Raw genomic sequence first — 263 nt, forward strand, 5'->3', positions numbered from 1 at the left:
GAAGCCCACGACCTGGTGCCAGCTCGCGCGGAGTTCCTCGATCGGGTCCACGGCGTCGGCGAGAGGGGACAGTGCGGACGCCTTCGCGGCGCTGAAGTGCGCCATCGCGTGTTCGGCGACGGCGTCGAGGAGCCCGTCCTTGTCGCCGAAGAGCCGGTAGATCGTGGGGGCCTGCGTACTCGCGCGTTCGGCGACGGCCCTCGTCGTGACCGCTGCGGTGCCCCCGTCCTGCAGCAGGTCGGCGGCGGCGGCGATGATGCGCT

General features: G+C 72.2%; 1 protein-coding gene. It reads right to left on the reverse strand.

The annotated features are described in order from the left end of the window. Nucleotides 1–263, reverse strand: a 263-nt coding sequence (locus tag ACZ3HH_RS30390) for a TetR/AcrR family transcriptional regulator (protein WP_465810334.1), incomplete at both ends; no start/stop codon positions are given.

The organism is Pseudomonas sp. PME37.24/025, assembly GCF_055556615.1.